Source organism: Dyadobacter sp. AC419, from assembly GCF_979253085.1.
Window position 1 is genome coordinate 48280 of sequence record NZ_CEEDCD010000015.1, and the last position, 24774, is coordinate 73053.

The following is a 24774-nucleotide window of genomic DNA, read 5'->3' on the forward strand; positions in this document are numbered from 1 at the left end:
GCAGATCAGAAATCCTATCAGGTGGTTTATCAGCTTTTTAATAGTGATGACGAAAGAGTAATTAAAGCAACGATGAGAAACATTATGAATGCGCTGGATGACCCGCGTTTAAATGGAAAACTGGAAGTGGAACTTGTGGCGCATGGCGGGGGAGTGACCGTGTTTAAAAAGGAGCAGGCCTATGAAACCCAGCTAAAAGCTTTGCAGCAGCGAGGGGTGATTCTGGCTGAATGCGAGCACACGATGCGAGAAAGAAAAATCAGCAAAGATCAGCTCTTTGAGCTTTACTTCTTATGTGCCCAGCGGAAACGGAGAAATCATTATCCGTCAGCAGCAAGGCTGGGCCATTGTACATCCATGATCATCATCAACCTATTAACAACAGATATGAAACATTTAGTAATCATCACCGCACTCATTTTGAGTTTAACAAGCCTAAGTCAGCTTCATGCCCAGCAGCAGGAACACCGTTTTGACCCACCCTGGAACAAACCCTGGAACGAAGGCCTTTCCTTACCGTAGCGGGTGTTGACAATGTGCCTGATCTGTACGGAGATATCGTTGATCCGCAGCTGGTTGTGTTTTTTGCCGGAAACCAGTTTATGGTCATTGATGACCTTCTGGCCGGCTTTAAAAAAGCCTATCCTGATTACACCCGCATTTTTGCTGAGACACTTCCGCCCGGTATTTTGGCCAAGCAAATTAAAAGTGGATCAATAACAGTTGGCAACATGCGGATTTCGCATCAGCCTGATGTTTATACGGCGGGCAAATCCGAGAGTCTTTCCGAGATGCAGGATTTTTTTAGCCGCAGCGAAGTATATGCTAAAAACGATCTGGCAATCATGGTGCAAAAAGGTAATCCTAAAAATGTAAAAGGGCTCTGTGATCTTGGAAGGGCAGATGTGATGGTGAGCATGCCCAATCCTGAATGGGAGGGAATTGGAAAAAGGATAGAAGAAGCCTATGTGAAAGCCGGTGGCGAAATGCTGCGAAAAAAGATCATGGAGCTAAAAGTAAAAGATAAAACAACGTATCTGACCCAGATCCATCATCGTCAGACGCCCATGCGCATCATGTACGGACAATCACAGGCCGGGGCCCGTGTGGTATTGTGCGGCCTATTATCAGAAGATGATCGGCAATCCAATCGAGATGATCCCGGTTCCGGAAAAGGAAAATATCCAGGCAATCTATATGGCCGGGCAGCTCAAAACCGCGCCACATCCCAAAGCTGCCGAAGATTTTATGAACTTTCTGGTCAGCAGCGAAGCAAAAAAGATTTACCGCCAGTATGGCTTTACAGTGGATTAAGCCAATGGTCTATGAAAAGACTTTTTTAGCCAGAGGCTTCTGATAACAGCGACGGCAAATGCACAGCCCGGCACGTGCTATTTAACAATCCGGGAAGCCCGTTTTATGCTGTTAACAAATGTGCACAATAGGCTAGGGTTCATATGACAATCGGACCTGAAGAAAAATGACAGAAAAGTGCAAGGGTACATGCAGGAATTTTTTGGAGGATCTGAATTTATGCTGGCATAGTTTGTCATAAACCATCAAAGGATATGTAACCAGGAGGTGGGGATGAGAGTAATTGTTTTATTTTACTTACTATCTGCTGTCCAGCCAGTTCAGGAATGAGCCAGTTTTATCTTTTCCGATTAGTAGTTTATCGGGAGTGTCAACGGATAAAGATACGACCAGTTTGCGGGTAAAATAATGCTCTACTTCTTTAACAGCCGGTAGAGTTTACCAGGTACTGACGGTTAATGCGGAAAAACTGATGTGGTGCCAATTGCTGGTAAATCTCATCCAAGGATTGGTTTACGGGAAATTCCTGGCCATCAAAAGTCGTTATCGTGGTGGTATCATGATGGGTGTAAAAGAACGCAATATTTTCTGTTTGTATGGTTAGATATTTGTTATTCTTAAATACCAGAAAGCCTTTTTTACCACGGACTTCAATTTTATTCAGCAGAACTTCCAGATCCGGCAAAGCATTGTCATGTGTTTGAAAAAAGTTTTTCAGGTGAACGACTTTATCCAGTGCTGCCGTTAAACTTTCCCTGGAAAACGGTTTAAGCACATAATCTACTCCGTTAGCTTTAAAAGCTTCCAGTGCATATTCATCAAAAGCGGTACAGAATATAACCGGCGAAACGACTTTAACCAGCTTAAATATGTCAAAACACAAGCCGTCCGCCAGCTGAATATCCATAAAGATCAGGTCAGGACTTTCATTTTCCCTGATGTATTTAACTGCTGCTTCAACACTTTGTATAGTAGCCAGGATTTTTGCAGTTGGATTGATAGACAAAATTAATTGCCCTAATGCCTTGGCTGTTTTAATCTCGTCTTCGATCAACAGGATTTTCATAAATAAGAGGTAAAATAACCTTAAAGGAAATTGTATTCTGTTCTATTCTGATTTCTTTCTGAGTAAGATGCTGGTAACGCTGATTGATATTTTCCAGTCCCATTCCTGTTGATGCTTCCGGATTTTTCTTTAACTGCAATTGATTTTCAACAATCAGCGTATCATCAGCGGTGTACAATTTAATATTTAAAGGATGTTCAAGAGAAATCACGTTGTGTTTTACACAGTTTTCTACCAGTAACTGCAATGTAAAAGGAGGAATGAAAGTAAAAGCTGCGGATGTCTCAATATTGATATTCAGGTTGATGCCTTCTTCAAACCTCGCTTCCAGTAAAAACATATAAGCCTGCAATATATTTAATTCTTCTGACAGCGGAATAATATCCTGTTGTCTGTTGTTCAGTGTAAAACGGTAAAAATCAGAAAGTTTAAGAACAAACTCCACGGAATGCGCATCGCCAATCTCAATCATCGATTTCAATGTATTCAGGCTGTTAAAAAGAAAATGTGGATTGACCTGCTGTTTCAGTAATTCATATTGTGCCCCGATATGGTCTGCTTTTACACGTTCCAGTTCTATACCGATCAGCTGTGTATGATAACTTTGATAAAGCAGGTATAAAAACATATAAATGGTCAGGTTGATGAGTATGCCGCGAAACTCATACATCATGATCATCGACTCAAATTTATAATGCGGAAACAATAGCTGATGGGCACTGACCAGCAGAAACATTAAACCAATGCCCAAAAGCAAACTGTAGAGCAGTCTGAGATTGAAAAACCGGCTGGTAAATTGTCGGTTTGAAAATTTAGGCAGACTGTATATATTAAAATACCATACAAAAAGGGAAAACAAAAAAGCAACGGATGCATCCACAGCCAGTTCGATAAGCGTAATATGCAGCTGTAAGTATTTTCGGTATAGACGCCAGAACGCCCATAAATAAAGCACTGAACCATATCACTCTGGCAGAGACACGAAACACAGTGCTGTTACTCAACCGGACATTGTTTTTGGTAATCATAAAATAGTTGACAGTCGGCCAAAGATAACCTTAAAAATCATAAGGGCTTATCAAACAGTCTGTTGTAAATCTACTTTTTAAAGTTGATCTGATAATACAACATTCCCGGTTTTAGTGTCGGTTAAAATCACATGACGGAAAGACTGACTATCAACACTGTTAATCGTTTTAACCAGCCCGGTAGACTGACCCATGTATTTGCCATTCGCATCGGTATCAAAAGTATTGATCTGATAATCAGAAGAAAACGGCGCTTTATCTGACCTTGATAAAGCCAGGGTATAAGAGGTGTTCGGTTGTAATGAAGTGAAAATCTGCTCCACCAGATCAGCCAGGCCAATGCTTCGCACAGCAATTCTGCCATGTGATTTTTGATTTGTGTTAACTGCATTTAATGCAATTACCTGTGTGGAAGCCGTATCATTCAGGGCAGAAAGACCGGATTTAGCGTTGATATTAGTTACCGCATTTTCAGCATAAACCAGTGCCTGCGGACTTTGTCCAATCTGGATCGTGCTGATTATTTTCATTGTTTGCAGGTCAACAGCCTGCACCTGGTCAGCGAATTCCAGGCCTACATACAGTAATTTTCCATCCGTCGAAGGCCACAGGCCATGAGGCAAAGCTCCGATATTAACCGTATCGGTTTGTTTAAAATCCTGAGCTGCATCAAATACCCGCAGTTTGTTTTCACCGCCAACTGTAACGAGCATCATCAGTTTATTTTTCACATAACTGAAAGAAACATGATTGGTTATCGCGCCGGTCGTAATCACTTTGGCAACAGACTGAGAAGCGGTATTGATAATGGTAACTTTCCCAGTATCCTTGTGCGTCATGGCTATCCATTCACCTTTGGGACTGGTAAATATATTGGGTGAAAAAGGGGCTGGTAACCGGAATCTTTTTTACAATTGTATAAGTTGCTGCATCCACAATATCTACCTCCGGCGTAAAGCTGGAACATATATAGGCCAGTTTGCCATCCGGTGTAAAGGATACCATGCCCGGTCCGTCTGCAACGGGTACGCGCCTGATCTCTGCCATTTTTTCAACATCAATGACACTGATGTATGCTTCTCCTCTCACAGACACCCATATTTGTTTACTATCGGGCGTAAACGTCGGCTCGTGCGGGGAACGGCCAACATAAATGGTCTTCAATATCTGGTTTGTTTCCGTAGAGATCAGGGTAACAGCATTGGAGCCGATGGACACCACAGCCAGTATTTTTTTCTCCTGTGAGTATCGAAGGCCATGCACCAGCGCCTGGCCTTTGTATAAGGGACTCAATACGTTAGGGTAGGGTTTACCCAGTTTAATTTCTCCCAATAACTTATTCGTTGATGGGTCTACAACAGAAACGGTATTGGAAACCTGGTTACCTGTATAAACACGGTCATGAGCATACGGACTTTGGGCAGCGGTAATTAAACCAACAAGATTTAATATGACTGCAAGCGCTATTGTTTTCATTTTCATTTATTTAAGAATAAGGACATTTGTTCAATTTCAACCTGCTGTAAGGAAATAAGTTGTTTGGCAAAACCGGTAATCAGCTGATCACCGGAATATTTTAATATGATTTTGGCCATATCAACAGCGGCCTGGTGATGCGGGACCATCACAGCTGCAAAAGCATGATCAATATCTGTCAGCTGCTCATTTGAAGGCATGGTGTTCATCATGGTCTGCATCGATTGGTTCATAGACTGCTGGTAACCGGAGGGCATTTCTTTGTCCGTTGCAGAAATTTGCTTTAACCAGCAGGTTCATCTGCTGGATCTCACTGGTTTGCTCAGTCAGAATACTTCTGCGAGCTGTATCATGTTAAAATCTTTGCCATGCTGAATTTCATACTTTGCCATGGCTACGGCACCTTCATGATGCGGTATCATCTGCTGTATAAAATCAGATTCCGGTGAAGTGGCTTTTGGCAGTTTACTCATTTGTACCATCATGGAATCCATCAGGGTAAGGAGCATGTTTTTACCTGCCGACGAATGCTGATGATGCATCTGCATAGATTGCGCTTTAACGGGCCTGATGGCTGTAAGCAACGCTAATACCAGCATTATTTTGAACGTATTAAATATTTTATTTTTCATGTCTTTCAGATTTAATAGTAAAACTAGGAGGATGAGATTTATTTCCTGCAGCGGCTTTTGTTAAAACCGGCACATTGGAAGCTAAAAGCGGCAGAATTCAGGCTGATTACTATATTGGAAATGACGGAAGATCCAGATGTGCTGCGCATTACGCATGGGAGTATGCAGGATTATCAAAACCGTCCCTGCCGTAGATCTGATGTTCAGATAAATTGACCGTACAGGAACCATAGCCACCCAGAAGCGAATCCAATCATCCACCAGCCTTGGTGCAGACGAACGATACGAACAGATTGCAAAAACATATTCTGAATTTATTAGGCGCTTTCCCCCAAGCCTGATTCCTTCCTACCCGGGGATTTCAGCTGAAACACTGAGTCGGATTTGTTTTTCTATACTTACTACACGAGCCTGTTCCATAAGTGCAGGCTTTTTTGTTGGACGTTCACATATAGAAAATATCTATGTGAAATTTTAGCTAATTTATTCGGTGGTTTTTCTGGTACTCTAGACTTCATTTGATTTTCTTCCCTTTTGGTTCTGAAAAGTGCTGATTTTACCGTTTTGAAATTACGTTTTAGTGGTACACCAAAACAAATTACTGTATATTGCAAACTGGCACGTTAAACTGTACTATTTGGAATGGTGATTGGATACATACGGGTATCAAAGACTCGAGCAGAACCAAGATCTGCAATTTGACTCCCTTGAAAAAGCAGGTTGTGAGAAAATATATCATGAAAAGATTTCAGGTGCTTCCATGCAGCGACCGGAATATATAAGAATGGTTTCGGAGCTTCGAAAGGGAGATGTCATAGTGGTCTGGAGAATTGACCGGCTCGGAAGGACAACTTATGAGCTGATCAAGCTGATGGTTGAGTGGAAGGAAATGGGAGTGGACTTCCGGAGTATTTCAGAAGGCATTGATACTTCTACAAAAATGGGTCGACTTTGGTACATGCTTAGTTCGGTCTTTGCTGAAAATGAACGTGAGATTTTGATGGAGCGCACCTTAGCCGGAATGGAAGCTGCGCGTGCCAGAGGTAGGGTGGGTGGGAGGCCAAAGGGTCTGACTAAAAAATCTAAGGAGCTTGCAAGCCTGGCTGCAACTTTATATCAAAGTAAGAAGTATACAACAATGCAGATTTGCGAACAGCTAAAAATCGGAAGCAAGGCTACTCTATATAACTATTTACGACACGAAGGGATAGAAATAGAGGGCTGGATTCGTGTAACTAAATAAAACGACTGTGCAGTGCAGTACACAAATTTTTTCATACTACACGGCTGATTTTGGCACGCTGGCGTAATGTCAAAACAAGTAATTTATAAAGGAATTAGTTGCTGGATAGTAGAGGGAAATTGCTCAACCAACGCGGAAGTGAAGTGATGCTTAAATATTGAACACTTAGATCAAGGATCGTTTTCACAATAGAACCCTTTTAAATGCTAGCAAAGACGAAAAAGCGACAAATATTTGACGCTGTTATAAGCCCTAGTCAATTTCTAGATCGCCCTGAGGTTTTAGCAATAATCAATAAAGTATGGCCGCTACGTGATATGCCATCTGCCGACCCACGGTACAAGGATGCATATGCAGACTTTAGACAGCACATTATAAATAATAGTGACTGGGATTTAGTAGCATATTCGACGAGCGGCTTAGATTATTTGATGATGATGAGGATGATAGATTTTTTAAATTTCTAGCAGCGATTGTTGATCCGGCAGTTTCAAAAAGATGAAGAAATTAGGATTTCTGACGTCTCCAAGATTAACAATCAACTGCGAGGGACGGGATATGTTTTAAGAGTTACCAATTATTTTGAGGGCCTTCCTGTTTATGAAATCCAAGCAGAGACAGCTGATGATTTGGGATTGCCAATTCATATTTCTAAGAAACAACATTCGTTTTTATAAGTCGAATGAACAACAACCAGCTACCCCATATTTCAAATTGGGAAGGGACAATTGGAACGATTTTGGATTCAAAACCTCTGTCATTCTAACATATCATGCTGATACAACACTACCTATTAAAATTGGCGTGTTGAAAGTAATGAAAAGTGATATGGAGGCGCATATCTTGGACTATCTACCGGATAACTTTTTACAGCTTTCAACTGAATTCTGTTCATTTTGTGGCGACGAAACATATTATGCGACCTTAAAGCAATTGTTTCCTAATGCTTTTAATAGCATTCTATATGCATTGCGAGACGCAGGTATTTTTCCAAGAATCAGTGAGCAATTTGAAGATTCAGCAATTTTCAAGCAATCTTTGATCAGATATAATTCAGACGAGGCCTTATGGCGCACTATTAGATTTAAACTGGCTGACATGAGCCATGATCGTGGTTTTAAATTCCGCTATGACTTTAAGCCTCCTTACTCAAATACAAGCATTGACCTTGATTTTGATTTTGTTTATGACGGGGAAAATAATATTGAGCATAGGGTATATGTGTTGATAGGCAAAAATGGCACAGGAAAGACAAGAATTTTGTCTGGAATTGCAGATCAGCTTTCAATGCCAATACCTGATAAGATAGGTCCGTTAAAACCTCTTTTTAGTAAAATTTTCACATTGTCATATAGCATATTTGATCGATTCGATATTCAACAGGCTCATGGAGGATTTAACTATGTCTATTGCGGATTAAAGAAAGACCGTAATGAACACCTCTCTGAGCGGGAACTCCGAACACGCTTTGTTGAAGCCGTTACGTTAATAGAGCGCAGGCAACTTATTTCTGATTGGAGGGAAATATTAGAAAATTTTATCAGCTCAGATGTCTTAAGTGAATTCTTTACCTTCCAAAGCGGTGTTTATAATTTTCGGCGTAACAATTTAGCGACTTCATTTGAACTACTCAGTTCGGGTCAGCACATTTTAATCTATGTACTGACCGAGATGTTCGCGCAAATCAGAAACGATAGTCTAATTTTATATGATGAGCCAGAAACTCATCTTCACCCAAATGCAATCGCAGAATTGATGAATAGTATCTTGTGGCTAGTTAAACGATTTAAGTCATTTTGTATTATAGCCACCCATAGCCCGCTGATTGTGCAGTGTTTTCAATCGAGAAACGTCTTAATAATTAATCGGAATGACAGTGACATTCAACTTCGTACTCTTGAACGGGAAACCTTTGCAGAAAACCTAACTGTAATCACAGAAGATGTCTTTGGCAATCGTGACGTTGACAAAGCATACCTTGATATACTTAAACAGTTAGTATCGAGAGGATTAGGATACCAAGAAATATTAGACATGTTTGAAGAACAAAACGGACTACCTGTGAATCTGAGTACACGATTGCTGTTAAAATCTTATTTTGGTAAAGAATGAAGCAATTAATCCCTTACCCAAGTGATGGATATCCAGAATTTATAGCTGGCAGTTCGAAGAATGACCGGCGCAGATGCTCGTCATGCTATTTCCTTATACTTTGGGGCTATCGAGGCCAGGTTTAATCTTTATAATGACTTGTTCGAGCGTAGCCGGCTTGAGATTTTAAGTCGCGATAGAATGTACGATGATATAAGGATGCAACTACTGGCTCTTTACAGCTATGACAACGCTGCCATTCGAGCCGTTCGTAAGACCATATCAGACTCATCGGCCAAGGCTATTCGATATACCTGTCAGTATTGTACATTGGGATCAAATGACACTATGGATCACTTTGTTCCACAAGCCGACTTTCCAGAATTAAGCATTCATGCCAAAAATCTTGTGCCATCATGTTCAAAATGCAATTCAAAGAAGGGAGATTTTTGGGTGCATGCTGACGGAGTTCGATCTATTATTAATCCTTATTTAGATCAGTTACCGAATTCCCAATTTCTATATGTCGACATTTATTTAGACGATTTCGGCGAGATTGACTTTACGTTCTACTTAAACAATTTATTTGGAATCGAGGCTGACAATTGGCGAAGGATTCAGCGTCATTTTGAACGTCTCAATTTACTCGTACGAATGCGCAATGCTGCGATCTCCCACCTATCGGAATTTCAAACGAGGATGGGGAATGAAATTTCGGGTGGAAGAAGCCGAGCTAGCCTTGTAACAACCACCGTTGAGACTTGTAGCGATTTGAGGCAGGCACTGGGCTTCAATCACTGGAAACCATCGCTTGAAGAAGCTTTAAGTTAATAGCGATATTTTTTGGAACTTATTTACTTTTCCAATTGAAATATAAATAGCTCAATGAATCAATTAGATATAGATAAAATTAAAGCGGATCTCGCGAGGATAATTGATTCTACCGATTTTTTTTTCGACACGCGGCCAGTCGAAACATTTCCAACACTGTTATAAGATACCGTCAATTGTACAGTTTACGAAGCTAGGATATGCCACCTTTATTCTAAGACTTCGCGCTAACACGTTTGGTGTACTTTCGTTGCTAGAGTGGTTGACAAGATAATTGGTCCTTATACCATCATAGTATTGCAATTTTAAATAGAGCAAGTTTGTTGGATTGCTTGTATATTATGGCTTGGGACAAGGATAGGAATTTTATAAAAGAACTGCTTGCAGATTCCTTTCAAAACTTAGAGAGAAATAAATATTGGAGGCTATCTGAGTTGCAAAAAGCCAGTTTAAACAATTTTCGTAATATGTTTTGTAATACTAAGATAAATGTAAAACCTTCAAGGATTCTCGAAATTGTTGGTGACGAATGCAGACCTGTATATTTGTTGTACGATTGGTATTCTAAAACGGACCATTTTAGCGTTTTAGATAGCATGATTTTTAGATTAAAGGCACAAGATCAAGTTGATTTTTTAGAACAAGCTACAAAGGTCATCATCGAATCAATTAAAGCTCTTTACTTGATTTTCGAAAAGGACGCTACTATTAGAAATGTTTTAATAAAAAAATTAAGTCGTTGAGGATGTTTCACCTAAATACCTATAAAACTTTTGACAAATAAAATATTTAAATAATATTAAAGTTTTAACATACAATCTACGCATCAACGTCGACAAAGTGCCTTAAAAGGTAAAGTTATTTAAGCTTGAAAGTAAGAACTCGCGCCATCTGATGCTGAATTCATAAACCTTATGAGTTTGATTTCTTTGTTATGCTTTATCCATAAGCATACTAGATTAAATTCATAGGGGTACTGGCCAAAATTATTTTCGCTATATCTGGCCGATGCTTTTTTACAACATCATCAAAAATATTTTGAATGAACGGAGCAACCTCATTTTCAATTCCATCTGGTGGTGTTATATTTAATTCCAAATAGTCTGCATAGTCGGATGATGCTAAGTAATGTGGATTAAGTAAGAAAAGATAAGCCAGATGCATAATAATGACATTTTTTACATCTGCTTTCAATTGATTGAGTTGATTTAATCTTTGCGGTAAGTAAACTTCATTATTATTATAAAGTAAGTATTTATACAAATTGTAATGCACCTGGTCATTACAGCGACTACGCAAACGTTTGTAAAAATCATTTTTATAAAAGAACCCTTCAAAAGTCTTCAACCGTGTGTGGTTTCCGATATAATTTGACATCTCCTTGTATTCTGGAAGTTTTCTCTTGCCTTCTAACCAATCATTTATTTGAGTGACGATAAAATTTTCAGTGGATAAATGGTCGCTTAAATAGAGTGTTGAGTATACGTTTATAATTGCCGTATCATAAAATTTTCTTAGCAGGCTATAGGCGTCGTTAATCCTACCTATCAATAACAGTGCCCGCATTGAGTCCATCGTCCCACCCATCGCAGCAAATATCTGGGTATCAATGTTTCCCATCGCTATTGTTCCAATTGCTATGAAATGCGATACACCGAAAGAGAGATCTTTATAAAAATTAAAGTATTTACCTAGATCTTCAAAAATAGGATGTTGCTGATAATCAGGGTTATCTATAAACATTTTGAATTTGTTTTGAACAAAACAACTTAATAAAAGCCTGCTGTAAGTCATTTTGAGACCTTTTACCTTTTGGCAGTATGCTTCAATATTTATATTATCTGCCTAAATGCTATTCTCTTGCATGGTTAGGACAGTTAACTTTTGGCTTGTAACTTCATGACTTGGCCTCACAACTTATCTAATCTTAAAGCATTTTGCAAACAGACTTTCTTAAAATGCCAGAGAGGGCTTTTGCCTTAAGTCACTGAAACGTAATATTGCACCATTGAGCTAGTAGTATCTCTTTAAAGTACACTCATTGATAGACTTGACAATCATAATACTGATGCAAGTCGCTTCGGACGGTGAAGTAGGGTCCCAAATATTATATCTTTGCCTCATGGGTGAGCATACATCAAAGCACGACACATTCCTTCGGTCTATCATGGGTAACCAGCAAATTGCGCTGGATTATTTTCGCTCTTGCCTGCCAGGACAGATTCTTGAAAAATTAGATTTTTCTACTCTCCGGCAACTTCCTGACACCTACATTTCGAAAGAGCTTCAAAAGTCTATTTCAAATATCGTCTATGTGTGCAAAAGGACCGGTGGGGAAGGAGAGGTTAAAATTTCCCTTTTGATCGAGCACATGGTCAAGTCGCTGGCTTATGCGACTTTTCGAATTTAGGATACGTTCACTAATCGATAGAACGTTATGGCATTTTACAAACGGACGTTCTTAAAATGCCATATCACGCTTCTTTCTTAATCTAATCCAAGCATAAGGCTGCAACATTTGAGTTATTGGTATATCCAAAATGCTACTCTTTTTGTGAGATTTTAAAAGCTGGATATGATGCAAGTCGCTTGGAACGGTAGAGTAGGGGCTCAAATATTATATCTTTGCCTCATGGGTGAGCATACATCAAAGCACGATACATTCCTTCGGTCTATCATGGGAAACCAGCAAATTGCGCTGGATTATTTTCGCTCTTGCCTGCCAGAGCAGGTTCTTGAAAAATTAGATTTTAGTACTCTCCGGCAACTTCCTGACACTTATGTTTCAAAGGAGTTGCAAAAATCCATTTCAGATATCGTCTACGCATGCCAAAGAGTAGGTGGGAGTGGGGAAGTCAAGATTTCCCTTTTGATTGAGCACAAAAGCTATTTGGATAAATATACACCGATCCAGATCGGCAGCTACATCTTTTCAGGCTTATTAAAGCAGATTGCAGAAGGGGAGAAGCCTTCCCTGATCATTCCGATCCTGCTATACCACGGCAAGGCCCGGTGGGAATATAAAACGCTGTCATCATTGTTCCAGGAACTGGAACCAGAACTATCACGGTTCGTCCCGGATTACCAATACGTTTTTAATAATCTAGGTGAAATTCCTGATGAGCAGATCCAGGCGCTGCATAACAAGTTTCTGGCCGCCTCGCTTCTTGCCATGAAATACAGCGTCTTGAAGGATCGCCTTAACCCATTAATTCCTACAATATTGAAGCTGGCAGGCGAGATAGATCAGAACTTGCAAACTAGCCTGATTGTTTATACATTCGCAAACAGTGAACTAAGTGAGCAGCAAATCGTTGAATTGATAACATCGTTGCCCACACAAATCAAAGAAACAGTTATGAGTACATTGGATATTTTTGTCGAGAAAGGTCGTAAAGAAGGTGAGTTGAAAGGCAAAATCGAAGGGCAGCAAGAAAAGACTGAAAACACTGTTCGAAACCTGATCAAGCAATCTTTGCTAACGGACGAACAGATTGCTTCTGCCCTGGAAGTGACTATTAATTATGTCGCCGACATCCGCAACAAATTTTGAATTTTTGGGAGACTAAGGGGCGTATGTTATAAAATTTTGTTTACGCCTTAAGGAATAAACTAAACATTGATTTTAAAACACAATATTTCACGCAAGTATTTCGGCAAATTTGCAAATAATAGACACTGAATTAGGGCCTATCACTATGTATCATAAATCAAGTTCGGATCTCTTGATCTTTATGCGTCGGTGAAAAATTCTGTCTGACGAAGGCGGGATCCTTCCTGGATCGGGCGCTTTATACCCAAGGTACAGGTTCCATACTGAGAGTAGTCAATTTTCATTGAGACTGTTCTATTATTGTAAAGGCCGTTGTAACCAAGAATCTTTAAAATAGACAACTCGATATACCAGTTACCAAGTATCCACGCATCAATTCGAGCATGTGTGCTAATTTTGCCAAGGTTCTCTCGACGCCAGGTATTACCGTGTATAATAGCATTTCGTATTTCAAGGAATGCTTCTGCTGCTAAGGTAATTTTGGGCCTTGGACTGAACAATTTGTCAACAAAAACTACATTCTCGAGCTGTTTTAGATAATTAAGTGACTGTGGGATATCTGTTGAAAGCATAAGGTTTTCAACGAGCTTAGCCAATTTCACCTGTGCATAGTCGGTTTCTTTACCTAATCCCTTCTCAACAAACTCCCAGTTATAGATTAACTCCATCGCCGCTTGGCTGAGAACAATGCAATTTTCTATAAAGACCTTATTGCAATTGGATTCTAAATAAAAACTTATTACGTTTTTTAGATTTGACACTTGCTTCTGATCGTTCCAGATAAAACTAAAAGTTTTCCATAACGCTTTTAAGTCCATTTGTTTATCTCGATGATACCAAGAACTGACAGGTTTATACCTATCAACGATGTTTGTAGAGAAGTCATTCCAGACGTTGCTCTTCCGAGACATTCCAGTCAAAAATAAAAGTGATGTGCGCCGTCCAACTATAAAGCTTAAGAACGTACTAAGGGACTGGGCTAGGGATGTCGCTTCAGAATAGGTGAAGAGCCCTGCTTTCTTTACCGCTTAACAATAGTACTGTATGCAATACCCTCCGGTATTTTGAAGCTGGTCTTTTGATTCCTTATAAGCTACATTTTCCTCTAAGATGATTGAATAATCCATATTGTCGAGTGTGAGTCTCTTGTTTGAATAATAATTTCCGTCCCAAGAGACAGCTTCTCCGGAAATGCTTTTCAGGTTTGGAATGACAAAAGTAATTTTTTCAACTTGCGCGTTCAGATCGCCAATTGCTTTTTCCCCAATAATACGCCCGGAATATTTACCGTTTACAAATTGTGTAATCTCACCCTTACCAAAGTCTATATTATCAGCTCGGACTCGCAACGGCTGCTTGCTTAAAGTTGAACCCTAAAAAATCATGGTAAATATCCGTATCAGGGATGGCTCCCTCAAACGTGAGACGTATCTCTGGTAACCAGTCAAATGAAATTTTCCCATCAATAAAAACTTCATAATCCTCTTTTTCAAGGACGATTTGACCATGATATATAATTGTAGGGTCGTTTGGATTATACCTTTTAAGGCTTTCTGGAAAGCCATTTGGAGTATCTTCTCTTAACATTTTACTTAATGTATATGTGGTGAAAGCCAAGTCGCCAGCTGATGGGGTGGGGTCAGGTGTTTGAGATACTTAGGAATTATATTACTTAACCATACCTCTTTTTCAAATAATCATCAATCTTGTATTTTGGAGTATTGCTTTTACTCCACTCAATGGCTTGTTTAAACCTATCCTCGAGATATCCTGCTCCTCTGACACCAAAATCTCCATTATAAACTACAATCCTTATTTCAGGTATAACCTTATCATCAGTTTCAATTATCAGAACGCCATTATATCCCTCTTTGACTACGTAGTGATTTTTTACCTTTTTTAATTCTATCCTATGTTGATTGTATGTCAGTGATTTATCATCAGCATTTACAATTATACCCTTTTCATTGATAAAATGCTCCCTATCGTATTTCCTGTTTAATTTGGATATTCCGCTCAATATGAATGAGCCGACAAAGAGAAATACAATAACCCATAATACAGGTGTCATATCATTAGTTTTAAGCAAATCTATGTACAAAGATTGAGTTTACCTGAAAGGGGCAGTAATTGCTCGTTGAGATTGAATACACGCCTCGTGAAGCCTTTATCCCTTACCATGAAAGCGATCAACGGTTTGGCGTCACAGTCGTCCATCGCCGCGTTGGCAAGACTGTTGGCCGTATCAACCGGCTAATCAAAGCCGCAAAACCTGTAACCTCTCAACCCTTCACTTTGGCTATCTGGCTTAGTTTTACGTCCAAGCCAAGGATATCGCATGGCTCTACCTTAAACAGTATTTAGCCCCCGTCATTGACTCTTTGGGGTAAGACAACGAAAGTTAACTGTCTGTCACCTTTGACCATAATAGGGCTATTTGATGTGGTTCCGTTTTGGTTTACACTTTTGCTGCCGTTCGGTTTGTTTTAGTGTCATTGAATTGCTTCTTTGATAGTAACGGTTTCAGTGCCATGATAAATAACGCGAATTCCGAATTGCAGCCAGAATTTGTCGTTCTAAGTAAATTGTTGTGCACAACAACACAATGATTTGCCGTTTGATTAAACACGTTTTTACTCCTGCAAATTTCACTTCACGGAGGTCCTCAATGGTTAAATGTATGAATTCGGCAAACCGATCACGTATACGAAACAAAGTTACTATGACCCTAAGCTACAAACTTATTTATCAGATAATTCAGGCATTCGCCAAATTGAAAAGAAATGATTAATCGGTTATGCCTATTACGACTAACCCTTGTAGTTTTACTAAATTGTACTTAATTGTTTCTCTTTTATGAAAGCGTTTCTTGCCGCGTTATTTCTACTGGTTAGCTTAACTAGTTACTCTCAAACACTTGATTACACAAGGAAATACTTGAAAACGATAGTACGTCGGCAGATGGTTGAGATTCAACAGCTGAAAGCTGAAAACGGCAAATTAAAAAGCACATTGGAAGAAAGTAAGATTGCAGCTGACAATAAAAGAGAAGAGTATAGACTTGAATTCGACAAATCCTTAGAGAATCTTCGGATTGAATTGAGTTCTAAGGAGATGCAATTAAAAGAACGGACCCAAGAAAAGGAAAGCGCACAGTTAGCAATGCAAAAATCACAAAGACTGGTTGAGATACTTGCCAATCAAGTCGCTGACTTAAAAATGGCTACACCTCAATATTCCCTTGATAACTATGTGTTGCCTGAACGTGAGTCAGAAGCTGTACCAGTAGTCAGGAGGTCGTACCGCACTCCTCGAACATCCTACATAACCGGACCACGTGGTGGGTGTTATTATATAAATAGTAACGGGAATAAGACGTATGTGGACAGAAGTCTTTGCCGATAATGCTCACATGCCTGATCTATTAACTCAATGCACCCGCCATATTTCAAACCCTTTAGCACACACGGCTGCCAATAATTGACAAATGCAATATACCTCGCAAGCTTATTTCTTGGCTTGTTCACCAAATAATATTTTGTTGTATAACAGGCCTTATGTTGAATGTGATCTAATGGTGAGATTGATGTGAGACGAAGATTGGAAAATTGCTCGGACGCATAATTTTATAATGAATCAGATCCCCAGGCCGCAGCAAGGAGACGGCACACAAGCAAGGGAAAAATGGAACAGTAAACATTATGAACTTATTCTGACCACCCTTTTAGCCACCCCCGAAAATGACAAACACCTGATAATCAATCGATTATCAGGTGTTTTTGTACCCAGAGCCGGAGTCGAACCGGCACGAGTGTAACCTCATTGGTGTTTGAGACCAACGCGTCTACCAATTCCGCCATCTGGGCATTGATCTCTCTTGTTGGGAGTGCAAAAGTATGTAGAAAAATATATTAAGCAAGCTTAATGTCGAAAAAAACATTTGAAAAAAATGTTCAAATCTGCGTCTTCGGCGTAAGTCGCTTATTCATAGCGCAATGCTTCGATTGGGTCCAGGCGGGAGGCTTTGATCGCGGGATATATTCCCGAAAGTACGCCCACGACCACGCAAACCAGGATTCCCATCGCCATCCAAATCCACGGAATTACAAATGAACTGTCGGAGCTGATGAGACTGGAAATGACATTGCCGATGACTATTCCTAAAATGAGGCCTGCTATTCCGCCTAAAATGCAGACCACGATGGCTTCGATCAGAAACTGGAAACGTATCACGCTGGGCGTTGCGCCCAGTGACTTGCGGATGCCGATTTCGCGTGTGCGCTCGGTTACCGAAACGAGCATAATGTTCATCAACGCGATGGAAGCGCCTAGTAATGTGATAATGCCTATGCCGAAACCGCCGATCCGCAGATAACCTGTGACGTTTTCAAAGTCTTTTGCAATGGCGTCGGCACGGTCGATCGTGAACGAATCTTCTTTCGCCTAAAGCATCATTTCTGATCCGGCGCATGATTCCGCGGGCTTCTTCGACGATGAAATCGCCGTCCGAAATGTTGGGTGCTGACGCGGTAATGTTATAAGTTAATGTTCGATTTGCAGCAAGTCCGCGGCCATTTTCGAGCGGAATCAGGATAATCCGGTCGGCGTCATTTTGTCCGCCCAGCGAACCTTTCTTTTGCAAAACACCCACAACTTTATATCTGCTGCCCATGAATGTAATTTCCTTATTGATAGGATCTACGCGTTCAAAAAGCTTTTTGGCAATTTCCTGGCCCAACACGGCAACGTTGAGCGAATTTTCCATGTCATTTTTATCCAGGTTCCGGCCATAGTCGATTTTATAGCCATTAATGCCCAGATATTGTTCGTCGGAACCAACAACGCTGCTGTTCGGATTGGTTTTGGTGGAAAGATAATTGACCTGAACGGCTCCGCCAATGTCTGCTGAAAGTGAGGCGGTTGCATTGTAAGACGCTTTAAATTTGTTGGCAAAGGTAAGTGCCTGCCGATACGAAACAGGAGGATATTGTTTGCTGCGGCGCCCTCCGTTCCTGAAATTGTCGTCGTCCTTATTCTTGACAGTAAATGTGTTGGCGCCAAGATCCGCGAAACTGCTGTTAACCGAACTCTGAATGCCTTCAATTGCCGTCAAAATGCCGACGAGCGAAGTGATGCCGATGGCGATAATGAGCGCTGTGAGCACCGTTCTTAACAAATTGCTCTGAATGGAGCGGAGGCCTTCGTCAATGTTTTCGCGGATATCCATTGGTATAAAGATTGTGCACCATAATTCAAATTCTGTCGTTAAGACAATTGCCGATGATAAACTAAACCGGTCGGTGGCTGCTTATATTTCGGATACTTTTAAATTCTTTATATATTTAATAATTACCCGATTGAAAGGCTTGATTCGGAGTTTCTGAGATTTAAGATATGGAAACCCGAACACTTAATATACATACTTTTGTAAAGCTGCGCATGAAACGTGAAAGAATCAAACCAGTGATACGCGTGTTTATCCCGCTTATCATTTTTTTAACCATATCAATTCAAGGGTTTTCAAACCGGCTGCTAATCCCTATGGATGAGGGCCAGAAAAACCATTTAAAGGCTTACGGAATCTCTTATTGGATCCTGAAAAACTTTGAAATGGAAATGGACTGGCTGCTCAATTACCGTGGCGGCAGTTTTATGATTGCTTATAACCAGCAATTTGCCAGTGAAATGACGGTTCGCGGCGTAAGTTTTGAAGTAATCTCAGAAGGGCAGGCGGGGCAAATCTTAAATCAGATCAGTGCGCCGGATGTGAATATGGATGCGGTTAAGCTTCAAAAAGCGCCTAAAATTGCGGTTTATTCGCCAAAATCAAAACTTCCGTGGGATGACGCAGTAACGCTGGTCCTTACTTATGCGGAGATTCCTTACGACGTGATTTATGATGACGAGGTTTTAAACAGCAAGCTTCCTGAATATGACTGGCTGCATTTGCACCACGAAGATTTTACGGGTCAGTTTGGTAAATTTTATCAATACAAAGATTTTCCCTGGTATCGCGAGCAAAAGCGTGAAGCCGAAGAGACGGCCAATAAATATCAGTTTGGTAATGTTCCGCAGATGAAACTCGCTGTTGCTAAGCGCATTGCGGAGTTTGTGTCGGGTGGCGGTTATATGTTTGCTATGTGTAACGCAACGGATACATTTGACATTACGCTCGCTGCCGAAGGACTTGACATTGTTGAGGCCATATATGACGGAACGCCTGCGGATCCGACCGCGAATGGTAAGTTAAACTTTGATAACACATTCGCTTTCAAGGATTTCAAGACTATAACTTATCCTTATGAGGTCGAATTTTCAGACATTGATAACCAGCCAGAAGAACGCAGTCTGACGGAGTCGAATGACTTCTTTTCTCTGTTTCAATTTTCGGCTAAATGGGATCCTGTGCCGAGTATGCTGACGCAAAATCATCAGACGATCATCAAAGGATTTTTGGGTCAAACCACTGCTTTCAAAAACCGTGTTATCAAGCCGGAGGTGATTATTCTGGCTGAAAATAAATCTGCAAAAGAGGCGCGCTACATCCATAGCACGCATGGAAAAGGATTTTTTACCTTTTACGGCGGTCACGATCCGGAAGATTATCAGCACCGCGTAGGAGAGGAGCCGACGGATCTTAATCTGCACCCCAATTCAGCAGGTTACCGTTTGATATTAAACAACATTTTGTTTCCCGCAGCCAAGAAGAAGAAGCTGAAAACCTAACAGTAAAGGTCAGCTTTCAACCTGTTCCAAATCACACAAACCGTGCGCAATCGCACGGTTTTTTTTGTTGTATTTATAGCATAAATAGTTGATTGTTAGTTTGTTATGAATTGGCACAATAATGTAATAATGATAAGCATATTAGCCATGAAACAGCATTAAACCTTCTAACAAAATTACAATGGATCGGGAAGTTGCGCCGGACTACATTAAAACGACAAGAAACCGCCGATGGCTTTTCGTTGGATTGGGAATAACCCTTCTTGCCACAACACTTTTCTTATTTCGCAGGTCACTGAACAGCACGATTGAAAGTTCGCGGATCCGCACCGGAACGGTTGAAAAGGGAAATGTTGAGAACACATTAACTGCTTCCGGCGAAGTGATTCCCGCTTATGAACAGATTTTCACCAGTCCGATCCGCGCAAGCATCAAGCGCATTATGCTTACGCCCGGGACACCGGTAAAGCCGGGACAGCCAATTGTTGAACTTGACAAATCACTCACTGAAATCGAATTTGAGCGCTATGAAGATCAGCTGAAATTGAAGCAGAACAGCATTGAGCAGCTGCGGATGAAGCTGAATAAAGATCTGTATGACGCGGAAATTAATGACCGCATCAAATCGCTGAACATTAACAAACTGCGTGCGGATTTCGAAGACGCCAAACGCTTGCAAAAAGTAGGAGGAGGAACGGCGGAGGACATTACCCGGGCCGAAAATGCTTTGAAGATCTCGGAATTGGAGAAAAAGCAATTAGAAAATGATCTTAAATACAACCGCGAGTCGATGGGTGCCAGCTTGAAAGAAACTGAACTGGGTGCGCAAATCGAAAGTAAAAATCTCAAAGAATTGCAGCATAAGTTGAAAATGGCAGACATTGTTGCGGACCGAAAAGGGGTTTTGACATGGGTAAATGAAAATATCGGTTCATCGGTCAATGAAGGTGAAATGCTAGCCAAAGTGGCTGATTTGGGCAGTTTCAGAATTGAAGGCAGTTGCTCGGACGTGTATGCGGATCAGGTGAAAGCCGGACTTTCGGTGATCATTAAGCTCAATGAGGTGATTTTGCGTGGGGTGATTACGCAAGTGAAGCCAGCTGTGAAGGATGGCGTTATTGGATTTATCATTCAATTGGACGATGCCAAAAGCGAATCATTGCGGCCGAACATGAAAGTGGAAGTTTATGTAGTGACGAGCAGCAGCATTAACACCCTTCGCGTGGCCAACGGGCCTGCTTTTACGGGTAAGAAAAAGCAGTTTGTGTATGTCTTAAAGGATAACAAAGCTTATCGCCGGGAGATCGAAACCGGTCTTTCGAACTTCGATTTCATCGAGATTAAAAGCGGCGTTGAGCCTGGGGAAAAGGTGATCCTGACGGATTTGAACGATTATGAGCATTTAGAAGAAATTTCTATTCAGTAACTGCTATGAAAAATCTTTTTACGCTCATTATCAGCATATTCCTGGCATTTCCTGTTTTTGCACAACTTCGGCAATTGTCGCTGCGAGAAGTTGTAGCAGTCGCTAAGGAGCAATCAATCGCGTCCAAACAGGCCATTACTGCCAAGAAAACGAATTATTGGCAATATCGCTCGTTCCAGGCTGATTATAAGCCGCAGCTGAGCCTTAAAGGCACAATTCCTGGTTTCACGCGGTCATACATTGAAGTGACGCAGCCGGACGGGACGATCTCTTTTGAGCAGGTTTCAAACAACAATTCTCTACTTAATCTGTCTCTGAGTCAAAGCATTGCGGTCACCGGCGGGACGATTTATGTGCAGCAGCAAACGCAGCGTTTTGATGATTTTGCAAGAAATAACACGCGCTATAACGGCATTCCGTTCGAGATTGGTGTGAGCCAGCCATTGTTCCGTTTCAATCCGCTGAAATGGGACCGCAAAATTGAGCCGTTGAAATATCAGGAAGGCAATCAGCAGTTCATTCAGTCATTGGAACAGATTGCCTTGGATGCAACGGGTTATTATTTTGAGTTGCTTGTGGCGCAGGTCAATTTACAGATTGCGGAGAAGAACCGGAGCAACAACGATACGCTTTACAAGATCGCTCAGCACAAACTGGAACTGGGAAAGATCTCTCAAAATGACCTTTTACAGCTTCAAATGGGCCTTTTGACCGCTCAGAAAGATCTGGCTTCCGCGCAACAGGCAGCAGCCGTGGCATCTTTAAAATTAAAGCTTTTCATAGGTTCGCGCGAGGACAACGCATTGGATCTTGAAATTCCACTCGAAACACCCCAATTTCCGATTGACACGCAAGTCGCATTGGACCAGGCTTTTGCAAACCGGTCCGCCGCGGTGGGTTTTAACAGAAAGTTGTTGGAAGCAGAACGGGATGTGCAGCTGGCACGAAGGGAAAATGGCTTAAATGCATCGCTTAATGCCACTTTTGGATTGTCAAATCAGGGCGCCCGGCCGTCCGACGTTTACACCAATCCGCAGGACCGCGAGTTTGTCGAATTGCAGTTCACATTACCGATTATGACGTGGGGCAGGAACAAGGCGCGGACCGAGGTGGCGAAGGCCAATCAGGAATTTGCACAACAATCCGTGGCGCAGGATAAGCTCACTTTTGAACAGGAGATTTTTACGCAGGTTACGCTTTTGCAAATGTTGCAAAAACAGGTTAAACTGACCACACTGGCCGATAATATCGCCGCGGAACGCTATCAGATTGCAAAGGAAAGATTCATTTTAAGCGACCTTAGCGTAACGGACCTCGGCATTGCAACCCAGGAAAAAGACATTGCCAGAAGGGACTATATTTTAGCATTGAGGGATTACTGGCAGTCCTATTACAGCCTCCGGATCCTGACATTGTACGACTTTGAACAAAACACGAAAATCACTTATTAGGCCATGATCAAATTACAAAACGTTGAAAAAGTTTACCGTACGAGCGCCATTGAAACGCTGGCACTCAACAACATTAACATTGATGTAAAAAAAGGCGAATTTGTTTCCATAATGGGCCCTTCTGGTTGCGGAAAAAGCACATTGCTGAACATTATGGGCCTTTTGGACGAGCCTAGCAAAGGCCATATCGAAATCGATGGCAGCAAAGTTGAAAAGTACACCGATAAGTCGCTGGCACATCTGCGCAATCAAAAGCTGGGCTTCATTTTCCAGAGTTTCCATTTGATCAATGACCTTTCCGTGATCGATAATGTTGAGATTCCGCTGCTGTATCGCAATAGTTCGTCCAGAGAACGCCGGGAACTTGCGCAGCAGGCATTGGAAAAAGTGGGGCTGAGTAACCGCATGAAACATTTTCCAAAACAACTTTCAGGTGGTCAAAAGCAGCGCGTAGCCATTGCGAGGGCCATTGTTGGCAAACCGGAAATTATTCTGGCCGATGAACCAACGGGAAACCTGGACAGCGCAATGGGAAATGAGATTCTGAGCATTCTCCAAAATCTGAATGAAGAAGGCGCGACCATCGTCATGGTTACGCATGATGACGCCATGGCCAAGCGCACACATCGTCTGATCCGGCTGTTCGACGGATCGCAGGTGCTTTAATTCACTCATTCGCTCATTAATATTATGCTTTCAAATTACATTAAAATCGCCTGGAAAGTCTTGCTGCGGCATCCTTTCTATACATTCATCACGCTTTTCGGCATTAGCCTTACATTGACGGTGCTGATGGTGCTGACCTCGTTTTTGGATCATTTGTTCGGGACACATTACCCGGAGGTTAACCGCGATCGCTCATTGTATATCGCCACGGTTATCCAGACCGATTCAGCCCGCACTTCTATGTCTTCCGGTCCTGCGTCGTTTGAATTTTTGACGAAGCATGTTAAGTCACTCAAATCTGCTGAGCAGGTGGCAATTATGTCTAATTTCAATTTTTCCAACACTTATGTGAATGGGAAGCGGATCAAGCTGAACACCAAATACACGGACGCTGAGTTTTGGAACGTGATGGGTTTTCAATTTTTAGAAGGGAAGCCTTATAATGAAAACAACATTAAGAATTCAGATCACGTGGCAGTCATTACCGATGCTTTGCGGGATCAGTATTTTGAAACTGGCGGCAAGTCTGTGATAGGGCGGAACATTGAAATTGAAAATATCAATTACCGTGTGATCGGTGTGGTTAAAGGCAGCCCGCCAACGCGCTTTTACACCTATTCCGACATTTATTTCCCTTACACGGCTCCCAAGAGCAATTATGAAAACAAGGGACTAAGAGGCAGTTTCATTGCCATCGTCACGGCAAAGGATGCATCTGATATGCCGGCAATCCAGTCGGAATTCGACAGCAATATTTCCCGGATTCCGTATTCCGAGATCCATACCGATAAAAACCTTACTGTTTTGGAAGTAAAAGCAGACAAATATTTCGATCACTTTGTCAATACTTTTGCCCGGAGCAGCACGCAGCGTTTTCTGTTTTACACGGTGGTGAGTTTTGTGATTCTGATGTTTATGGGCTTGCCTGCCATTAATCTGGTCAATGTCAATGTAAGCCGGATTTTGGAAAGGGCATCTGAAATTGGTGTGAGAAAAGCATTTGGTGCTCCTTCGGCCGCATTGCTATGGCAGTTCATCATTGAAAATATTTTCATCACATTCATTGGCGGCGCATTTGCACTCGCACTTTCTTACCTGATCATTTACTTCATCAATTCCAGCGGCTGGATCGCCTACGCGGACCTGACGATCAATGTGCCGGTTTTTGTGATCAGTTTGGCGGTCTGCCTGTTTTTTGGACTCCTTTCGGGCGTGTTACCCGCATTCAGGATGTCAAGGTTGAAAATCGTAGATGCGCTGAAAGTTTAATC

25 protein-coding genes, 1 tRNA gene and 2 pseudogenes are annotated in these 24774 nt (G+C 41.4%); 15 read left to right on the forward strand and 13 right to left on the reverse strand.

The features are described 5' to 3' along the window. The first annotated feature begins 21 nt into the window (after positions 1-21). Together AC0IYG_RS07470 and AC0IYG_RS07475 are read left to right on the forward strand one after the other, a co-directional pair. Complete coding sequence (locus AC0IYG_RS07470) at positions 22-522, forward strand: DsrE family protein (protein ID WP_471710466.1); 501 nt, start codon at positions 22-24, stop codon at positions 520-522. Between the two features lie 56 nt (positions 523-578). After that, positions 579-1343 (forward strand): substrate-binding domain-containing protein, encoded by a 765-nt coding sequence (locus AC0IYG_RS07475; RefSeq protein ID WP_471710468.1) that lies wholly within the window; start codon positions 579-581, stop codon positions 1341-1343. Between the two features lie 392 nt (positions 1344-1735). Here AC0IYG_RS07475 and AC0IYG_RS07480 read toward each other — a convergent pair whose 3' ends face one another. From AC0IYG_RS07480 to AC0IYG_RS07505, 6 genes are all read right to left on the reverse strand, one after another. Then, positions 1736-2380, reverse strand: coding sequence for a LytR/AlgR family response regulator transcription factor (locus tag AC0IYG_RS07480; RefSeq protein WP_471710470.1), 645 nt, complete (start codon positions 2378-2380; stop codon positions 1736-1738). Beyond that, on the reverse strand, positions 2349-3008 hold the full coding sequence (locus AC0IYG_RS07485) for a sensor histidine kinase (RefSeq protein ID WP_471710472.1): 660 nt from the start codon (positions 3006-3008) through the stop codon (positions 2349-2351). The genes AC0IYG_RS07480 and AC0IYG_RS07485 overlap by 32 nt, the downstream gene beginning before the upstream one ends. Before the next feature lie 477 nt (positions 3009-3485). Further along, a complete protein-coding gene (locus tag AC0IYG_RS07490) occupies positions 3486-4247 on the reverse strand; it encodes a YncE family protein (protein WP_471710474.1) in 762 nt (253 codons plus the stop codon). Between the two features lie 10 nt (positions 4248-4257). Beyond that, a complete protein-coding gene (locus AC0IYG_RS07495; RefSeq protein ID WP_471710476.1) occupies positions 4258-4884 on the reverse strand; it encodes a YncE family protein in 627 nt (208 codons plus the stop codon). Between the two features lie 2 nt (positions 4885-4886). Continuing rightward, positions 4887-5162 (reverse strand): DUF305 domain-containing protein, encoded by a 276-nt coding sequence (locus AC0IYG_RS07500; RefSeq protein WP_471710879.1) that lies wholly within the window; start codon positions 5160-5162, stop codon positions 4887-4889. A 48-nt stretch (positions 5163-5210) separates the two neighbouring features. After that, the gene (locus AC0IYG_RS07505) at positions 5211-5516 is read right to left on the reverse strand and encodes a DUF305 domain-containing protein (protein WP_471710478.1); all 306 of its coding nucleotides are present in this window, start codon (positions 5514-5516) and stop codon (positions 5211-5213) included. 649 nt (positions 5517-6165) lie between these two features. Here AC0IYG_RS07505 and AC0IYG_RS07510 point away from each other — a divergent pair. The 5 genes from AC0IYG_RS07510 to AC0IYG_RS07530 all read left to right on the forward strand — a co-directional run bounded on the left by AC0IYG_RS07510 (position 6166) and on the right by AC0IYG_RS07530 (position 10424). After that, entirely contained in the window at positions 6166-6759 is a 594-nt protein-coding gene (locus AC0IYG_RS07510) for a recombinase family protein (RefSeq protein WP_471710480.1), read from the forward strand. A 203-nt stretch (positions 6760-6962) separates the two neighbouring features. Next, positions 6963-7226, forward strand: coding sequence for an AbiJ-related protein (locus AC0IYG_RS07515; RefSeq protein ID WP_471710482.1), 264 nt, complete (start codon positions 6963-6965; stop codon positions 7224-7226). 133 nt (positions 7227-7359) lie between these two features. After that, complete coding sequence (locus tag AC0IYG_RS07520; protein WP_471710484.1) at positions 7360-8871, forward strand: AAA family ATPase; 1512 nt, start codon at positions 7360-7362, stop codon at positions 8869-8871. A 60-nt stretch (positions 8872-8931) separates the two neighbouring features. Then, the gene (locus AC0IYG_RS07525; RefSeq protein ID WP_471710486.1) at positions 8932-9681 is read left to right on the forward strand and encodes an HNH endonuclease; all 750 of its coding nucleotides are present in this window, start codon (positions 8932-8934) and stop codon (positions 9679-9681) included. Positions 9682-10022: 341 nt separating this feature from the next. Then, on the forward strand, positions 10023-10424 hold the full coding sequence (locus AC0IYG_RS07530) for a hypothetical protein (RefSeq protein ID WP_471710488.1): 402 nt from the start codon (positions 10023-10025) through the stop codon (positions 10422-10424). 211 nt (positions 10425-10635) lie between these two features. On the opposite strand, the gene AC0IYG_RS07535 is transcribed toward AC0IYG_RS07530, so the two are convergent. Further along, entirely contained in the window at positions 10636-11424 is a 789-nt protein-coding gene (locus AC0IYG_RS07535) for a hypothetical protein (RefSeq protein WP_471710489.1), read from the reverse strand. A 307-nt stretch (positions 11425-11731) separates the two neighbouring features. Here AC0IYG_RS07535 and AC0IYG_RS07540 point away from each other — a divergent pair, with 307 nt between their 5' ends. Both AC0IYG_RS07540 and AC0IYG_RS07545 read left to right on the forward strand, forming a co-directional pair. Continuing rightward, positions 11732-12091: an Rpn family recombination-promoting nuclease/putative transposase gene (locus AC0IYG_RS07540; RefSeq protein ID WP_471710491.1), complete on the forward strand. Its 360-nt coding sequence runs from the start codon at positions 11732-11734 to the stop codon at positions 12089-12091. A 222-nt stretch (positions 12092-12313) separates the two neighbouring features. Further along, positions 12314-13234, forward strand: coding sequence for an Rpn family recombination-promoting nuclease/putative transposase (locus tag AC0IYG_RS07545; protein ID WP_471710493.1), 921 nt, complete (start codon positions 12314-12316; stop codon positions 13232-13234). Between the two features lie 179 nt (positions 13235-13413). Here AC0IYG_RS07545 and AC0IYG_RS07550 read toward each other — a convergent pair whose 3' ends face one another. The 4 genes and pseudogenes from AC0IYG_RS07550 to AC0IYG_RS07565 all read right to left on the reverse strand — a co-directional run bounded on the left by AC0IYG_RS07550 (position 13414) and on the right by AC0IYG_RS07565 (position 15305). Next, positions 13414-14052 carry a hypothetical protein gene (locus tag AC0IYG_RS07550; protein WP_471710893.1) on the reverse strand — a complete coding sequence of 213 codons (639 nt, stop codon included), beginning with the start codon at positions 14050-14052 and terminating at the stop codon, positions 13414-13416. A 42-nt stretch (positions 14053-14094) separates the two neighbouring features. Then, positions 14095-14583: pseudogene (locus AC0IYG_RS07555) on the reverse strand (hypothetical protein); the annotation flags it as partial. Continuing rightward, positions 14567-14851, reverse strand: a complete 285-nt coding sequence (locus AC0IYG_RS07560) for a hypothetical protein (RefSeq protein ID WP_471710495.1) — start codon at positions 14849-14851, stop codon at positions 14567-14569. The gene AC0IYG_RS07560 and the pseudogene AC0IYG_RS07555, both read right to left, overlap by 17 nt. A 55-nt stretch (positions 14852-14906) precedes the next feature. After that, positions 14907-15305, reverse strand: coding sequence for a hypothetical protein (locus AC0IYG_RS07565; protein WP_439559252.1), 399 nt, complete (start codon positions 15303-15305; stop codon positions 14907-14909). Positions 15306-16090: 785 nt separating this feature from the next. Between AC0IYG_RS07565 and AC0IYG_RS07570 the strand changes: the two genes are divergently transcribed. Further along, on the forward strand, positions 16091-16639 hold the full coding sequence (locus AC0IYG_RS07570) for a hypothetical protein (RefSeq protein ID WP_439559253.1): 549 nt from the start codon (positions 16091-16093) through the stop codon (positions 16637-16639). Positions 16640-17016: 377 nt separating this feature from the next. Here AC0IYG_RS07570 and AC0IYG_RS07575 read toward each other — a convergent pair. Then, positions 17017-17100, reverse strand: a tRNA-Leu gene (locus AC0IYG_RS07575). 115 nt (positions 17101-17215) lie between these two features. Further along, positions 17216-18461, reverse strand: a pseudogene (locus tag AC0IYG_RS07580) (ABC transporter permease). A 212-nt stretch (positions 18462-18673) separates the two neighbouring features. On the opposite strand from AC0IYG_RS07580, the gene AC0IYG_RS07585 reads away from it, so the two are divergent. The 5 genes from AC0IYG_RS07585 (at position 18674) to AC0IYG_RS07605 (ending at position 24772) form a co-directional block, all read left to right on the forward strand. Beyond that, positions 18674-19960, forward strand: coding sequence for an asparagine synthetase B (locus tag AC0IYG_RS07585; protein ID WP_471710496.1), 1287 nt, complete (start codon positions 18674-18676; stop codon positions 19958-19960). 181 nt (positions 19961-20141) lie between these two features. After that, positions 20142-21386, forward strand: coding sequence for an efflux RND transporter periplasmic adaptor subunit (locus AC0IYG_RS07590; RefSeq protein WP_471710497.1), 1245 nt, complete (start codon positions 20142-20144; stop codon positions 21384-21386). A gap of 5 nt (positions 21387-21391) precedes the next feature. Then, complete coding sequence (locus AC0IYG_RS07595) at positions 21392-22837, forward strand: TolC family protein (RefSeq protein WP_471710498.1); 1446 nt, start codon at positions 21392-21394, stop codon at positions 22835-22837. Positions 22838-22840: 3 nt separating this feature from the next. Then, the gene (locus tag AC0IYG_RS07600) at positions 22841-23503 is read left to right on the forward strand and encodes an ABC transporter ATP-binding protein (RefSeq protein WP_471710499.1); all 663 of its coding nucleotides are present in this window, start codon (positions 22841-22843) and stop codon (positions 23501-23503) included. 24 nt (positions 23504-23527) lie between these two features. Next, positions 23528-24772: an ABC transporter permease gene (locus AC0IYG_RS07605; protein ID WP_471710500.1), complete on the forward strand. Its 1245-nt coding sequence runs from the start codon at positions 23528-23530 to the stop codon at positions 24770-24772. Positions 24773-24774: the final 2 nt, after the last annotated feature.

Coding starts and splice junctions, on each gene's coding strand:
- AC0IYG_RS07480 (WP_471710470.1), bottom strand. CDS start 2,380: ATGAAAATCCTGTTGATCGAAGACGAGATTAAAACAGCCAAGGCATTA.
- AC0IYG_RS07485 (WP_471710472.1), bottom strand. CDS start 3,008: ATGTTTTTATACCTGCTTTATCAAAGTTATCATACACAGCTGATCGGT.
- AC0IYG_RS07490 (WP_471710474.1), bottom strand. CDS start 4,247: ATGACGCACAAGGATACTGGGAAAGTTACCATTATCAATACCGCTTCT.
- AC0IYG_RS07495 (WP_471710476.1), bottom strand. CDS start 4,884: ATGAAAACAATAGCGCTTGCAGTCATATTAAATCTTGTTGGTTTAATT.
- AC0IYG_RS07505 (WP_471710478.1), bottom strand. CDS start 5,516: ATGAAAAATAAAATATTTAATACGTTCAAAATAATGCTGGTATTAGCG.
- AC0IYG_RS07515 (WP_471710482.1), top strand. CDS start 6,963: ATGCTAGCAAAGACGAAAAAGCGACAAATATTTGACGCTGTTATAAGC.
- AC0IYG_RS07520 (WP_471710484.1), top strand. CDS start 7,360: ATGAAATCCAAGCAGAGACAGCTGATGATTTGGGATTGCCAATTCATA.
- AC0IYG_RS07525 (WP_471710486.1), top strand. CDS start 8,932: ATGACCGGCGCAGATGCTCGTCATGCTATTTCCTTATACTTTGGGGCT.
- AC0IYG_RS07530 (WP_471710488.1), top strand. CDS start 10,023: ATGGCTTGGGACAAGGATAGGAATTTTATAAAAGAACTGCTTGCAGAT.
- AC0IYG_RS07535 (WP_471710489.1), bottom strand. CDS start 11,424: ATGTTTATAGATAACCCTGATTATCAGCAACATCCTATTTTTGAAGAT.
- AC0IYG_RS07545 (WP_471710493.1), top strand. CDS start 12,314: ATGGGTGAGCATACATCAAAGCACGATACATTCCTTCGGTCTATCATG.
- AC0IYG_RS07550 (WP_471710893.1), bottom strand. CDS start 14,052: ATGGACTTAAAAGCGTTATGGAAAACTTTTAGTTTTATCTGGAACGAT.
- AC0IYG_RS07565 (WP_439559252.1), bottom strand. CDS start 15,305: ATGACACCTGTATTATGGGTTATTGTATTTCTCTTTGTCGGCTCATTC.
- AC0IYG_RS07570 (WP_439559253.1), top strand. CDS start 16,091: ATGAAAGCGTTTCTTGCCGCGTTATTTCTACTGGTTAGCTTAACTAGT.
- AC0IYG_RS07585 (WP_471710496.1), top strand. CDS start 18,674: ATGAAACGTGAAAGAATCAAACCAGTGATACGCGTGTTTATCCCGCTT.
- AC0IYG_RS07590 (WP_471710497.1), top strand. CDS start 20,142: ATGGATCGGGAAGTTGCGCCGGACTACATTAAAACGACAAGAAACCGC.
- AC0IYG_RS07595 (WP_471710498.1), top strand. CDS start 21,392: ATGAAAAATCTTTTTACGCTCATTATCAGCATATTCCTGGCATTTCCT.
- AC0IYG_RS07600 (WP_471710499.1), top strand. CDS start 22,841: ATGATCAAATTACAAAACGTTGAAAAAGTTTACCGTACGAGCGCCATT.
- AC0IYG_RS07605 (WP_471710500.1), top strand. CDS start 23,528: ATGCTTTCAAATTACATTAAAATCGCCTGGAAAGTCTTGCTGCGGCAT.